Genomic DNA, 13,971 nt, shown 5'->3' with positions numbered 1-13,971 from the left:
TTTATATCCGGCGTATTCTAACAAAAAAATAAGGGTTTGTCTATTATAAAATAATTACACCTTGAATTTAGAAACTTCTCCTGCAAGTTTTTGAATGCTGGCCTTATTCTTTTGGCTTATCTCATTTACTTCCTGTATGGCATTGCTGATCTGCACAGCGCCGGAAGCCATCTCATTCATGCTGCCGGTTATAACACGGGTCAGACCGTCAAGTTTTTGCATTTCCTCTGCAACGCTTTCCCCTCCTTTCAGCATCTCTTCAGAACCTGCCTGAACTTCTACCGTTACAGTGTTGATGCCCTTAATCGCAGACAGAACTTCCTTACTTCCGTTTTCTTGCTCATGCATAGCTTCGGTAAGATGGTCACTCATCGATTTAACTTGATCCGCCAAATTGAAAATAGCATTAAATTTTTCCTCTACGGTTTTTGAAGAATCTGAAAGAGCTTCTATTTCGCCTGACAGCGTTTTAAGAGTTGCGGTTATTGTTTTGCCCTGTGCAGAAGACTCTTCTGCGAGTTTACGGATTTCGTCGGCTACGACGGCAAAGCCTTTGCCTGCTTCTCCTGCATGGGCGGCTTCGATTGCAGCGTTCATCGCCAAAAGGTTAGTTTGGCTTGCAATGTGCTGAATAACACTTGAAGCTTCCAATAGACTGCCAGACTCTTCCGTTATCTTCTGCGTAACGCTGTTTGCTCCCGAAATTGTCTCTTTACCGTCGGCGGTAGCGGAGGCGAGTGTTTTTATAACATCATCGGTTTTACCGAGAGTCTGTGTGATGGATGCTATGTTTCCTACCATCTGCTCGATAGCCGAAGAAGATTCTGCGACGCTTGCAGCCTGATTTTCTATACTGCTGTTCAGCTGCTTAATAGTACGGATAATCTCTTCGATTGTCGCCGCCGTTTCGCTAACGCTTGCGGCTTGGGTAAGAGCCTGCTGCTTTACCCCGTCGATATTGGCACTTATCTCGTGCACGGCACTGGCAGTTTCGGTCATATTCGAGGCAAGTTCGTTGCCGATATTTTCCATATCGGAGCTATTAAGGCTTACCTGTTTAATCGATGTGCCTATCTTCTCAATAGTTTGATTAAAGTATTCCGATAAATCAGTAATTTCATCGTTACCGTGTACGGGAAGACGCACAGTTAAATCTCCTTCACCCTGTGCTATGTCTTTGAGTGCACTAACAATAGCCGTTATAGGTTTAATCAATGCAAGGGCTAAAAAGAAAACAATGACCAGTGCACTGGATATAACAACCGCTCCGATTCCGAGTACGGAAATACGCAAAGCATTAATCTCCCCCATAAACTCATTTACCGGTGCGCGGATAATAACAGACCAAGCTGTAGTTTTCATGGTGGCAAAAGAGGCTATATAAGATACTCCTTGGTATGTGTAGTAACCGACCTCGCTTTCGTCGGTATCCCAAACGTACTCCAAAAAATCGGCGCATGAGGCAAGTTCTTTGTCCGTTTTTGCCTTCTCAATAATGCTCACTTGATTTCTAACGAGCTCGATATCTTTATCTGCAACAATGTTGCTGGTGTCTCCCATTATATAGCAATTACCTGTTTTACCGACAACTATATCTTTAATCTGTTCGGAAAGCCATGCCCCGTCAAAATCTGCACTTAGAACTCCAATAACTTGACGATTAGCATCATAAATCGGAACAGCAATAACTTGGATTAGCCTTTGTGTCGTTCGTGAAAAAAGCGGTTCGGAAAGAAATGCTTTTCCGCTTCGTGCTGCCTTGAACCAATCCCTATCGGCAACTTGAGCCTTCCCGTTGATGCTGTGGAGCGTGCCGTCAAGCTCGCTGAAATCCAACTCATGAATAGCCGTATTAAATGCAACCTGATCCTTAAGCAGAGCAAGTTTTTCCTCATCTGAAACGGAAGGATTGCTGAACATAGGCATACGCGCTATACCTTCAAGGAATTGCTGAACTGCGGTAATGCGCCCGTCAATAATTTCGGCGACATCAGTCGCCTTGTCGATTAAGTGTGTTTCGACCTTTTCGGCAACGGCCTTACGAGCAATACGGGTTGCAAGAAAACCTTCCGTCGAAGAAGCGATGACTATCAATAATCCGAAGACTATGATCAGCTTGTAGCGGATCGAAAAACGTTTTTTCATTTATATTACTCCTTTTTTTAGATTGACAGGTCTCAATCCAAGACATGATGTATATTTTGTTAAAGAGTCATGAGTTTTGTTAGGCACGCACGTTTCATACCACGTACTTTTTAAAAACTTTTTGCACTTTTTTTATGAGAAGGTTTGTAACTGCTATTGAAGTGCTTCTCTATCATCGCTATAAAGTATATCATGTCTTACCGTATACTGCAAGCTTTAAAAGGAATTTTTTAAACTTTAAATTTTCCAACTTCCTCCGTAAGTTTTTGAATATTGGCCTTATTCTTTTGGCTTATCTCATTTACTTCCTGCACGGCATTGCTGATCTGCACAGCACCCGAGGCCATCTCATTCATGCTGTCGGTTATAACGCGGGTCAGACCGTCCAGTTTTTTCATCTCCTCTGCGACACTCTCCCCTCCTCTCAGCATTTCTTCAGAGCCGGCCTGAACTTCTACCGTTACAGTGTTGATGCCCTTAATCACAGACAGCACTTCCTTACTTCCGTTTTCTTGCTCATGCATAGCTTCGGTAAGACTGTCACTCATAGATTTAACTTGCTCGGCCAAATTGAAAATAGCGTTAAATTTTTCCTCTACCGTTTTTGAAGAATCGGAAAGAGCTTCTATTTCGCCTGACAGAGTTTTAAGAGTTGCGGTTATTGTTTTACCCTGTGCGGAAGACTCTTCTGCGAGCTTACGGATTTCGTCGGCTACAACAGCAAAGCCTTTACCTGCTTCCCCTGCATGAGCTGCTTCGATGGCTGCATTCATCGCCAAAAGGTTAGTCTGCGAGGCTATGTGCTGAATAACACTTGAGGCTTCCAATAGACCTCCAGATTCTTCAGCTATTTTCTTAGTAATGTTGTTCGCTCCTGAAATCGTCTCTTTGCCGTCGGCGGTAGCGGAGGCGAGTGTTTTTATAACATCATCGGTTTTACCTAGTGTTTGTGTGATGGATGCAATATTCGCAACCATTTGCTCGATTGAAGCGGAAGATTCGGCGACGCTGGCAGCCTGATTTTCGATACTTCCGTTTAATTGTTTAATTGTACGGACAATTTCTTCAATGGTTGCAGCCGTTTCTGTAACACTTGCAGCTTGGGTAAGAGCTTGCTGTTTTACCCCGTTGATGTTGGCACTTATCTCGTGTACGGCACTGGCTGTTTCGGTCATATTCGACGCAAGCTCATTCCCTATGTTTTCCATATCGCTGCTGTTAAGACCTATTTGATTAATAGATGATCCTATCTTTGAAATAGTTTGATTAAAATATTCGGAGAGGTCGGTTATCTCGTCATTTCCGTGTACGGGAAGACGCACAGTTAAATCTCCTTCGCCCTCTGCGATGTCTTTAAGTACGCTAACGATAGCTCTTATAGGTTTAATCAACGCAAGGGCTACAAAGAAGACTATGACCAGCGCAGTAGATATAACCACTATTTCGATACCGAGTACTGAAATACGCAAAGCATCGATCTCTCCCATAAAAAGTCAACAAACAAAATCGACTTTCTTAAAAAAAATTAAAATAGATGGCAGATAAAAATTAAACTGCAAGATTCATACGGTTGTATGTTCCTTTCATCTTTTCACAGTCAAAATCTTCTTTATTGCTGAGCATTGCCCATACAATCTCTGCCAACTTCCTCGCAGCGGCTATGATTGACTTTCCGCTGCCCTTATGTGTTTTCATATATTCATAACGCTGCATTAAACGCCAACAGGCAGTATCTTTGCAACGTCTTATACCCATTACCAATTGTACAAAGCTCACTCTTAATTCCTGCGGGCCTCGCTTCGTAATTTTTCCATGCCTAATACTTTCATTAGAATCAGACACCCATGGAACAAGTCCGCAAAAGGCTGCATATTTTTTTGCACTTGCAAACCTTCCCATATCCTCAGTATAGGCTCTTATGGTCCATGCCGTTATCTTTCCACAACCTCGTATACTCAAAAGACGATTTACCATTTGATCATCCTTTGTCAATTCTGTAAGTTGTTTTTCTATTATCTTGACACTTTCTTCCATTTGCCTTATAATTTCAAACATCAGTTGTACTGATTGTGCCTCGAGCACGTTGTCGTTATTCGACTCAAGGACGTCCAGAACTCTCTGGCGTCCTTTTTTACTTTGCAGGCTCCGGCTTTCATCTTTAGCCCCATGCTTACCAAAAGAGCATGCACTTCATTCTTTTGTCCCACTATCGAGCGAACCAGCCTTTCCCTCGACTTTAAAAGCCGCCTCATATTTTCAGTCTCTTTACTGCAAAGATAGCTTTCAGGCAGCATGTCTTTTGATAGAAACTCTGAAATTGTACAAGCATCATGCTTATCCGTTTTTTTAGCAGATTCGGTTATAACCTTGAACTTCAAAGTATTTATGACTGTAACTTCTGCTCCTGCCTTTTCTACCTCGTGTTTGAAAAAACGGGTGTTCCCTGTTGATTCAACTCCAATTTTTACAACAGCTCCGATTTCTTTGTAAGCTTTTATTCTTGTCATAAAGTCGGCATAACCTTTGTCATCAGTTTTATATTGTCTTATCTGATTTAGGGTTTCAGACCTTTCTTCCGTTCTTACATGAACTGTAAACTGTGTTTTGTGCAAATCCACACCAATAAAAAATGTCATTTCGACCTCCCTCCCTTTGTGTTTCAGCGGAAAGTCTTTTCGGTAATATATTCCAATCTCCCATTCAGTCTTTAACGACTACTGTATGATGCGGCAAAAGCTCTTCATTCTCCCATTCGGAGGTCATTGCCTCCACTAAACATGACGAACTATTGCCTGGTTTCCACTGAACTTCTTTTTAGTTCAGTTTATCACATTACCGTTTGTTTGTTTACTATTTTATCATACCTCCCATAATACGAAGTTTTGTACTTTTGGTACAAAACTCGGCAGATAAACAGCGAGGCTGAATTTCTGCCGAACTGTTTATCATATCTCCTTACTCATTCGGCACTCAGGATTATCGGCCGCGGATATTTAATTATGCATCCTCTTTTTCCAAGTACCCCAAAGAAATCAATCTTTGATTAAGGCTTGAAAAGAGCATAATCCTATCGCCTTCAATATCGAATTTTATTTTTTCGCCTATTTTGTAGGTTATATTTAAAAACACGACACCCGTTAAAAGGAAGTTCCCCACTTTAATTTTGACAGTAGTTTCCATACCTGTGGGCATCGAGCTGTATATAGAACCTGTCAGTTTTCCGTTTTCGTGTATTTTAATAAACTCGGGGCGGACTCCGATGATAAAATCTTTTTCAGTAGGTGCCGGAGAATTTAAATCAAACTCTGCTTCATCGGCCTTTGCAATGTGATACTTAAAAGGCAAAATCTTATTTTCCTTTTCTGCATTTTTTGTGCGTTCGGCTTCTTCTTCTCTTTGTTTTTTAATTTCAGCCTCCGTTTGCAAAAGCCATTCTTTATAATCTATTTTTTGAGCGGGTTTAAACTTAAATTGCAAGCCTTCTAAACAGTTTAAATTAAAATCTCCGTCTGCAGAAGTTTCGCCCGCAGCTTCTATAAAGTTTATCGAAGGATTTCCTATAAAGTCTGCAGTAAATAAGTTTACCGGTTTTTCATAGATATCCAAGGGAGCATCATATTGCTGCAAAAGACCGTTATCCATCAAGCATATCTTTGTAGCCAGAGTCATAGCCTCCAGCTGATCATGGGTAACATAGATAAAGGTCGATTTTGTATCCAAATGAAGGCGCTGCAATTCGCTCCGCATTTCCAGCCGGAGCTTTGCATCAAGGTTTGAAAGGGGCTCATCCATAAAAAGCACCTTGGGCCCGGGGGCTAAGGTTCGGGCAATGGCAACCCTTTGCTGCTGTCCGCCTGAAAGTTCATTGGGATACCGATCCATAAACATTCCGATTTTTACGATGCGGGAAACACGGCGGACTATTAGGTCTATTTCTTCGTTTTCGAGCTTGCGTATTTTTTTTATAACTTCGCCTTTTTCATCTACAAGTTCGTAGTTGCCATTTACCGAAAACCCGTTTTTCTTGTGCTTCTCTAAAAGAGATGCCCTCTTTTCATCCAAAACGGAAATTATTGACCTTACTTTTTCTTCACGATTTTCAGCTTTTTCAAGCCCGTAAGACAAAATCGTTTTTGCCGTATATTCCGAAATAATAAAGTTGTCTATTAACTTTATCAAGGCTGTTTTTTCATCAAGTTTATTACCTTTTTTCTTGTCTTTAGTCTGCGAGTCGATAATAATTTCTACAGCTTTTTCACATTCATTTAAAATCTTTTTTAAGTCATCTATTCTTTTAATTTCAAAATCGCAGAGAGGCATGAGCTCTTTAATGTTTTTTAAGCCGAAACTTATGTTTTCATAAACGGTCATATTCGGCCAAAGGGCATAGTTTTGAAACAAAAAGCCGACCTTTCTTTTATTTGCAGGAATGTTTATACCTTTCTCGCTGTCAAAAAACGTTTCCCCGTCGATGACTATCTTTCCGCTTGTCGGAGTTTCAAGACCGGCAATCATTCTAAGCGTTGTCGTTTTGCCGCAGCCTGAAGGCCCCAGCAGGGTAATAAACGAATTATTTTCTATAGTTAAATTTAAATTATCCGTTCCGTAAAATTTTCCCCATCTTTTGGTAAGGTTTTGTAAAATTATCTCAGGCATTATTGACCTCCTACACCCGTATCGATTCCGGCCTTTGTAAGCTTGTTTAATCCGAAATTTACGGCCAAAATAAATATAATTAAAATTAAGTTGATTGCGCTTGAAAAGGCGTATAAGCCCATCTCATCATAATAGTCAAGCATGGTTGTGCTTATCTTGGACTGACTGCACAAAAGCATAAATAAGGTTAATTCCCGAACGCAGGTTATAAAGGGCAAAAGATAGCCGCTTAAAATTGCCGTCTTTTGAATGGGAATTATAATCCTTGTCATACGCTTATGCCAGGGCGTATCCTGTATCAAAGCCGATTCTTCTATTTCATTGCTGATTTGAAGCATCGAGTTAAGAGAGCTCCTTGACGAAAAAGGAATATACTTAATTGTTCCGACTATTATTAAAAGTAAAAATGTATCATAGATTCCCAGCATAGACCCGAAGATAAAGAAGGCTATACCAACTGCAAGTGAAGGCAAAAGGTAGGGCAAAAAAGCTATGTCATTTACATAATTTGCAAACTTGTTTCTTCTATGCTTGCTTACCGAATAGCCTATCAAAAGCCCTATCGTTCCTGCAAGAAAGGCGCAGAAAAAGGCAACAATCATTGTTCCTTTAAAACTCATCCAAAAGGCACGGTTATATAAAATACCGAATTGTCCGTACATACCGACATCTTCTGCCGAGTGATGCGTCCACCATTTTAAGGTTAGGTTTGCAAAATTACCCGTCCTAAAAAAACTGTAGTCTCCCGGGTTGGGCAAAAATGTTTCAAAGGCAAAGGAAATAACGGGATATATTCCGGTAAATAAGGTAAAGATAATTAAAATTGCAGGAATTAAATATTGCCCGATTTTTCCCACATTTACCTTGCTGACCTGTCCGCTCTTTCCCGTAATTGTCGTATAATTTTTTCGGGATTTCATACTGAGCCTGTTTGTAATCAGTATTAAAATTCCGAAGAGCATCATCACTACTCCGATAATACTTGCCTGCCCCGTTCTTACAACCTTTAAGTCTATGTATTTGGTGGAAAGGGTTGTCAGTTTTAAATAGTGCGGAACAGGATAGCTTCCCATAGCACTACCGAAAACGAGCAAGATGGTCGATAGGATAGCAGGTCTTAATAAGGGAAGGGTTACTTTACGGAAAATCTTTGATTTTGAGGTATTTAAAATCAAGGCGGCTTCTTCCAAATTGGAATCCATATTTTTAAATATGCCACCTATTAAGATATAGGCAAAGGCTGCATAGTGCAGGGACAGTACAACAATTGAAGGGAATAGACCCTCAGCCCACCACGCCGGCATTGTAATTCCAAAAAGCCCGGCAAGTATTCCGTTAGAGCCTCCCGTAACGGCAGTACTCTTAAATAAGTTCATCCAAGTAAGAGCCAATGTCCACTGAGGCATTATGTACGGAAAAATAAAAACAACATTCAGATATTTTTTGCATTTTATATTTGTGCGTGTAATCAAATATGCAAAAATTCCGCCTATTAAGATAGCCCCTATACAGCTGAATATCGCAAGCAACAGAGTGTTTGTAAGCGGGCTCCAAAAATTTCTTGACGAAAGAGAGCCGGTAAAAATATCTTTCCAGTTAAAAACGGTAAAACCGTCAGGCCCATGCATAGCATCTATGGTACCGGGATGAACCGTAATTGTATCCAAAAGAATAGTTACTATCGGAGCTATAGTCGTAACAGAGAGCACAACACCGAATATAAGCAATATCAGGTTTTGAGGTTTTCTAAAAAAATCCTTACTTTGATTTAAAAAAACCGGAATTGTCTTAGTCAAAGTCTCCTCCATAAATTAACTTCCTTACGATTATACTATAACTCGAGCATTTATGCAATATTATTCTTTACTGCTTTACCGCAGACAGGAGGACGCATACATTTAATAATAAAGCCTCTAAACACCTGATATAGTTTTTAGAGGCTTAATAAATTCAGATTAATTTTTTAATAATCTTTTAGTTTCTTAAGGAGCTGATCCACTCGCCTACGGTAAAGGTTACACTTGCACAGTATACGGGCTCTTCGACAATTAAGCCGCCTTTTCCTTCACCTGTCCACCAGTCATAGCCTCTATCGTTTTTAGCGGGGAATTTATTTATTTTTTTGGTTTCGCCGTTTACTTCTTCATCAACATAGCCGTCCATGCTGTGATCTTGATTTATAGCAGGGTTGGAGCTGTATCCGCCCATGTCCTTTCCCCAAGGATGGAAACCTTCCTTTGTGGTTACCATGTAAGCAATAAAGGCACATGCTGTCCAAGGAAGAGGAGCATTGTTTAGCACCTGCAAATAGTGCTTATATGCATAGCCTCCGAAGCCCTTATATCCGTCCTGATAAGCCGCAACGGTAATATTGTTTACAGAAGATTCGTCTGTTTCTTTAATTGAGCGCAATTTGGAGTAAACCAATAAACCCGTTTGATCTTTAGAAGATTTTTTTACTAAGTCTACGCTGATGGGGCCGTCATCGGTTTTCATGTTAAACTGAGAAACAAATAGTTTGATCCATGCAAGGGAATATTTTCCGTTTTCGTTTAAGCCGAGTTCTTTAGCCGTTTTTTCCAAACCGTCAACTATGGGCTTAAAATAAGCTTTATCGGCTTCAGGCAAAGCATCATAAGCGGCTTTTACAACCTTCGAATACTTTTCATGAGTAAGCATGAGCAAAAGGTTTTTTCCGATAGGTTCGGATTCCAAACCCATAAACAGGGGACTTTGACCTTCTTTTACAAAATCCCAGACATTTAAAAACTTGTTTGAAGCTTCAACATTATTGTACATAAAAACTTTGCTCAAAGTCTGCAAGGCCAATGGATTTCCGTTTTCTTTCATGTCGGCACCCGCAGATTCTTTCCACTCTTTAGGAACAAAATTATGTAAAATGCCTGTATCAATCATCTTAGCCTTAATCTGAGCTCCATCCTGAATAAGAGTCATAGAAAATTCGGGATTAACGTTCTTATTATCGTTTGTAAGCTGGTCAAAAATAGTATTGTTTTTAGGCTGAGACCAATCTATTTTTCCGGTATAGTCGGGATATTTTGCCTTCATTGCCTCAACAAAGGTCTCTCCCGCAGTCTTACCTCGGCTTGAGTTACCCAAACCTTTTAGAACCTTTCCGTTTGATTCTTGATAAGCCTTTTCGAAAAGCTGATCAAGGGTCATACCTTCGGCTTCCTTTATTACTTTAAGAACAGCATTGTTCTTTTCCGATTTGCCGCCGCAGCTTGATATTGCAATCAATAATACGGCAATTGATAATACTGAAATGATTTTTTTCATTTAAAATCTCCCTATGGTGTGTATCTTTCCATAGAATATATTACATATTCTTTAAATGCACAATAGCCATGCTAATAGTGTGTTAATACTTTTTATAAATATATCCGGATGCATAAAAAAATTACTATGTAATACCTAGTTTATTTATAAAAAAAGATATATAATATTAAAATATTCTTAAATAAAGGAGATTTTGCGTGTTTTTTGACAATTACCCTATAAAACTTTCAGATACAACAAAGCCGTTTTTTTTAAAGGGATTAAAAACAGCTCCGGCTATTTTACTTATTCACGGCTATACAGGCTCTCCGCGTGAGATGATTTGGCTGGGGCGTCAGCTAAATGAAGCCGGCTACAATGTCTACATACCTCGGCTTCCGGGACACGGTACAAATAAAAACGATTTTTTAAGCTCGGGCTGGAAGGATTGGCTTAGAAAAGTATGCGATGAATATATAGATCTTTGTGCAATGTATGAAAGAGTGTTTGTCGGCGGCCTTTCAATGGGAGGGGTGCTAACATCTCTGATTGCAGCCCGTTTTAACCCTGAAAAAATATTTTTATGCGCTCCGGCTTTTATAGCAACAGATAGCCGGATAAAACTCACTCCCTTTTTAAAGTTTTTTGTCAAAAAAGTCGCGACCGTCAAAAAAACTTATGAAAATGACCCTGAATATGGAAGGGCGATGGCAGACTATAACGGTATAGAGTATTTAGAAAAATCTGCGGATCTGTATAAGCTTCAAAAATTAGCAGTAAAAAATATGATTTTTATTAAGTCCCAAACTCTTACAATTTTATCAAAAGCAGACAATTTAGTGCCGTTTAGAGTAAAAAACCTCATAGACAAGAATCTAAGAACTCAAAATGAATATCTAATACTCGAAAAAAGCAGCCATATAGTTACAAATGATGTTGAAAAAGAACTTGTAGCAAAAAAAGTTATAGAATTCTTAAAGGATTAAACTTTTTAACATAAATTACCGATAATATTTCAGGATTATTGTATATTTGATATGACTTTTTTAAAAAAGAGTGATATACTTATACTATATGGTTACAAGGAAGTATTAATGAGAGACTTTGATTACTATAAGAAACAACCCAAATCTGATACTCATAATCATCTGAATTTAAGTATGAATTATTCCGATTATAAAAAATGGGCAGGTTTTGAAATTCCCAATTTTCCCCGCAAGATGAACGGTCTTGATGAGATGCATGAAATAATCGGACAATATACTCGTCCTGCATGTACCACAGCACAGGATGTTATAGACCTAATCGAGATGTCCATAAAAACTGCAATTGAAGATAATATTGTATACATTGAAGGCTCTGTAGATATAGGCTTCATCAAGCAATTTAATGAAGACCTAGAGGCTTTTTTGTCAGCCGTAGAAAATATTGTAAAAAAATATAAAAATAAAATCAAAATAATACCTGAATTAGGAATATCAAAGACTATAGATCAAAGTTTTTTAAAACAATGGGTAGAACCCATGATATCATCAAAAATTTTTAAAAATATAGACCTTTACGGGCCTGAAGTTTCCGAGGGTATTGAACAGTGCGTATATATCTTTAAATTAGCCGAAAAATACGGCTTAAAGAAAAAAGCTCATGTCGGCGAATTCTCGGATGCGGCTTCAGTCAAGTATTTTGTTGAAATGTTTGATTTAGACGAAGTTCAGCACGGCATAGGGGCGGCTCAAAACGATAAGGTGCTGCAATTTTTAGCCGATAGAAAGATACGATGCAATGTTTGTCCGCAAAGCAATATCATGCTGGGGGCAGCCAAAGACCTAAAATCCCATCCGTTACGTAAAATGATGGATGCAGGAGTTCTTATAAGCATAGGAACCGACGATATTCTCTTTTTTGGAAAGACAAACAGCGAGCAGTTTTATGACCTTGTAAAGGAAAACATAATAACCGAAAAAGAAGCCGATAAGCTGATGGCAATTAGATAATTTAAAATAGCCCTAAGATCATTTCTCCGAATACATCATAAAATAATTTTGCAAACAGTAAAATTATAACCGCAATCATAAGAGGCCTGATAAATGCTGCTCCTTTCTTTAATGCAAATCCGGAACCTAAGTAATTCCCGATAATACCGAAAGCAGCCGCAGGTAAAGCAATTGAAAAAATCACCTTATTATTCAGTAGAACCGCTGTCAACGAAGCATAGTTTGAAGCGAGGTTTAAGAGTTTAGCATTTCCCGATGCCGTTTTTAAATCATACTTCATCCATGCAGAATAGGCGATAATTGCAATCGTACCTGTTCCCGGCCCTATAAGCCCGTCATAAAAACCTACACAAGCACCTATCAAGGCAGCCAAAGCAAAAGCCTTTTTTTTAAGGATTTCCTGTGATTTATTTTCATTGCCGAAGTTCCGTTTTAATAAAAGAATAACAGCTATTGCCGGAAGTATTAAAATCATAGCTTTTTTTAGAAAAACTTGGTCTATTCCTAAGGCAATTTTCATTCCCAGATAGGAAAAAATAAAAGAAAACGCAGCAGAAACTAAGGCTATACGCCACTCAAGAGCTCCATGTTTAAAAAACCGAAAGGCCGAAAAAGTTGTCCCGCATGCTGCCGAAAATTTATTGCAGCCTATAGCCGTATGAGCCGGAAGCCCTACAAAAAAATAGGCCGGAATAGAAATAAGACCGCCGCCTCCGGCAGCCGAATCTACAAAACCTGCAAGAAAAACACAAAAGCACAAAAAAATCATAGCCGCTATGGATATACTCATAACAGAGCCCCCTATTTTAGCTTCTATAGAAGCAACGGCATTATACAATCTTTTTATAAATAGATTAAGAGGGAATAAAGCTTAATCCATGATTAAATCTTTATTATTCTATCCTCAGGAACTTCTTCAAAATAGAGCTTTAGGCTAAAAATCATATCTTCAAGCCTTTTACAGTTAAGCACCTTTGTTTTTATGTGATGAGCAAATGTAAAATTATCACAAAAGAAGGCAAAAAAACGCTGAGCCCTCGTAATATAAAATTCTTCAGGCTGTTCCTCTCTTAAAAATTCAAGAAACAGAGCAGCTGTTTTTAATAAATCTATTTCGTTTTTTTCTTCCTTATCTTCGGAGGTTCCGTTTTTTAAAACACCTTTTGAAGGTTCATAAAAAATCCAAGGTTTTTGCACTGCAGCCCGTCCTATCATCCAGCCGGAACATGGATATTTTGAGCTAACTTTTTCTAAGGTTTCAAGGGAATTTATATCTCCGTTACCGTAAACAGGAACACTTAAATCGGAGGCAAGTCGGGCTGTGTACTCGTGTTTACAGGGGCGTGAGTATTTTTGCTTTTGGGTACGGGGGTGGAGGGTAATTAGGTCTACTCCTTCCAAAACAAGCATTTTGCAAAAGGACAAAAGCCTATCATAGTTTTCGTCTTCTCCCAATCTTAGTTTTACACTAAGGCGGATAGGCTCCGTTTGCGGCCCTGCTTTTTGCTCATCATATAGAAGGACTGCTTTTTTTACCCTGTTTACTAAGGAAGCGGCTTCTAAAACAGGCTTTTTCATCCATGCAAAGCCTGCTCCTGTATTTACAATTTGCGGAGCACAGCAGCCCATATTTAGGTCAATACCGAAACCTCCGTATTGAAGCAATATAGGAACACAATCGGCAGCGGCCTCCTCATCAGGGCTTGTAATCTGCCAAACAAGTTTTTCAGGCGATGGATTTGCTCTAAAATACCACTTTTCAAAGCCTCCGCCTGAGACAGCCGAGGGGGCATGGATCATCTCTGAAAAATACTCATCAGGTTCGTAAAACTCAGCAATCAGCCTCCGCCATCCGGAGTGAGTAATAGCCGCCATAGGAGCCGATATTAAATTCATA

10 protein-coding genes and 1 pseudogene are annotated in these 13,971 nt (G+C 39.3%); 2 read left to right on the top strand and 9 right to left on the bottom strand.

Annotation, left to right across the window (positions count from 1 at the left end):
- Nucleotides 1-54: 54 nt before the first annotated feature.
- The 7 genes and pseudogenes from E4N78_RS01365 to E4N78_RS01335 form a co-directional block, all read right to left on the bottom strand.
- Nucleotides 55-2,145, bottom strand: a complete 2,091-nt coding sequence (locus E4N78_RS01365) for a methyl-accepting chemotaxis protein (RefSeq protein ID WP_255811316.1) — start codon at nucleotides 2,143-2,145, stop codon at nucleotides 55-57.
- A 230-nt stretch (nucleotides 2,146-2,375) separates the two neighbouring features.
- Nucleotides 2,376-3,614: pseudogene (locus tag E4N78_RS01360) on the bottom strand (methyl-accepting chemotaxis protein); the annotation flags it as partial.
- A gap of 79 nt (nucleotides 3,615-3,693) precedes the next feature.
- Nucleotides 3,694-4,179: a transposase gene (locus tag E4N78_RS01355; RefSeq protein ID WP_255811315.1), complete on the bottom strand. Its 486-nt coding sequence runs from the start codon at nucleotides 4,177-4,179 to the stop codon at nucleotides 3,694-3,696.
- 20 nt (nucleotides 4,180-4,199) lie between these two features.
- Nucleotides 4,200-4,781, bottom strand: coding sequence for an IS110 family transposase (locus E4N78_RS01350; RefSeq protein ID WP_255811314.1), 582 nt, complete (start codon nucleotides 4,779-4,781; stop codon nucleotides 4,200-4,202).
- Nucleotides 4,782-5,142: 361 nt separating this feature from the next.
- Nucleotides 5,143-6,801, bottom strand: coding sequence for an ATP-binding cassette domain-containing protein (locus tag E4N78_RS01345; protein ID WP_255811313.1), 1,659 nt, complete (start codon nucleotides 6,799-6,801; stop codon nucleotides 5,143-5,145).
- A complete protein-coding gene (locus E4N78_RS01340) occupies nucleotides 6,801-8,609 on the bottom strand; it encodes an ABC transporter permease (protein ID WP_370644991.1) in 1,809 nt (602 codons plus the stop codon). Before E4N78_RS01340 ends, E4N78_RS01345 begins: the two co-directional genes overlap by 1 nt.
- 166 nt (nucleotides 8,610-8,775) lie before the next feature.
- Nucleotides 8,776-10,101, bottom strand: a complete 1,326-nt coding sequence (locus E4N78_RS01335; RefSeq protein ID WP_255811311.1) for a hypothetical protein — start codon at nucleotides 10,099-10,101, stop codon at nucleotides 8,776-8,778.
- 197 nt (nucleotides 10,102-10,298) lie between these two features.
- On the opposite strand from E4N78_RS01335, the gene E4N78_RS01330 reads away from it, so the two are divergent.
- Nucleotides 10,299-11,066, top strand: coding sequence for an alpha/beta hydrolase (locus E4N78_RS01330; protein WP_255811310.1), 768 nt, complete (start codon nucleotides 10,299-10,301; stop codon nucleotides 11,064-11,066).
- Between the two features lie 108 nt (nucleotides 11,067-11,174).
- Nucleotides 11,175-12,074: an adenosine deaminase gene (locus E4N78_RS01325; RefSeq protein WP_255811309.1), complete on the top strand. Its 900-nt coding sequence runs from the start codon at nucleotides 11,175-11,177 to the stop codon at nucleotides 12,072-12,074.
- A gap of 1 nt (nucleotide 12,075) precedes the next feature.
- Here E4N78_RS01325 and E4N78_RS01320 read toward each other — a convergent pair whose 3' ends face one another.
- The gene (locus tag E4N78_RS01320) at nucleotides 12,076-12,864 is read right to left on the bottom strand and encodes a sulfite exporter TauE/SafE family protein (RefSeq protein WP_255811308.1); all 789 of its coding nucleotides are present in this window, start codon (nucleotides 12,862-12,864) and stop codon (nucleotides 12,076-12,078) included.
- Between the two features lie 92 nt (nucleotides 12,865-12,956).
- Complete coding sequence (locus E4N78_RS01315; RefSeq protein WP_255811307.1) at nucleotides 12,957-13,970, bottom strand: tRNA-dihydrouridine synthase family protein; 1,014 nt, start codon at nucleotides 13,968-13,970, stop codon at nucleotides 12,957-12,959.
- Nucleotide 13,971 lies beyond the last annotated feature (1 nt).

The sequence above is a fragment of the Treponema denticola genome (assembly GCF_024400535.1).
Classification (GTDB): Bacteria; Spirochaetota; Spirochaetia; order Treponematales; family Treponemataceae; genus Treponema_B; species Treponema_B denticola_C.
This window is presented reverse-complemented; position numbering and strand designations above follow the sequence as displayed.

Coding starts and splice junctions, on each gene's coding strand:
- E4N78_RS01365 (WP_255811316.1), bottom strand. CDS start 2,145: ATGAAAAAACGTTTTTCGATCCGCTACAAGCTGATCATAGTCTTCGGA.
- E4N78_RS01355 (WP_255811315.1), bottom strand. CDS start 4,179: ATGGAAGAAAGTGTCAAGATAATAGAAAAACAACTTACAGAATTGACA.
- E4N78_RS01350 (WP_255811314.1), bottom strand. CDS start 4,781: ATGACATTTTTTATTGGTGTGGATTTGCACAAAACACAGTTTACAGTT.
- E4N78_RS01345 (WP_255811313.1), bottom strand. CDS start 6,801: ATGCCTGAGATAATTTTACAAAACCTTACCAAAAGATGGGGAAAATTT.
- E4N78_RS01340 (WP_370644991.1), bottom strand. CDS start 8,609: ATGGAGGAGACTTTGACTAAGACAATTCCGGTTTTTTTAAATCAAAGT.
- E4N78_RS01335 (WP_255811311.1), bottom strand. CDS start 10,101: ATGAAAAAAATCATTTCAGTATTATCAATTGCCGTATTATTGATTGCA.
- E4N78_RS01325 (WP_255811309.1), top strand. CDS start 11,175: ATGAGAGACTTTGATTACTATAAGAAACAACCCAAATCTGATACTCAT.
- E4N78_RS01320 (WP_255811308.1), bottom strand. CDS start 12,864: ATGAGTATATCCATAGCGGCTATGATTTTTTTGTGCTTTTGTGTTTTT.
- E4N78_RS01315 (WP_255811307.1), bottom strand. CDS start 13,970: ATGAATTTAATATCGGCTCCTATGGCGGCTATTACTCACTCCGGATGG.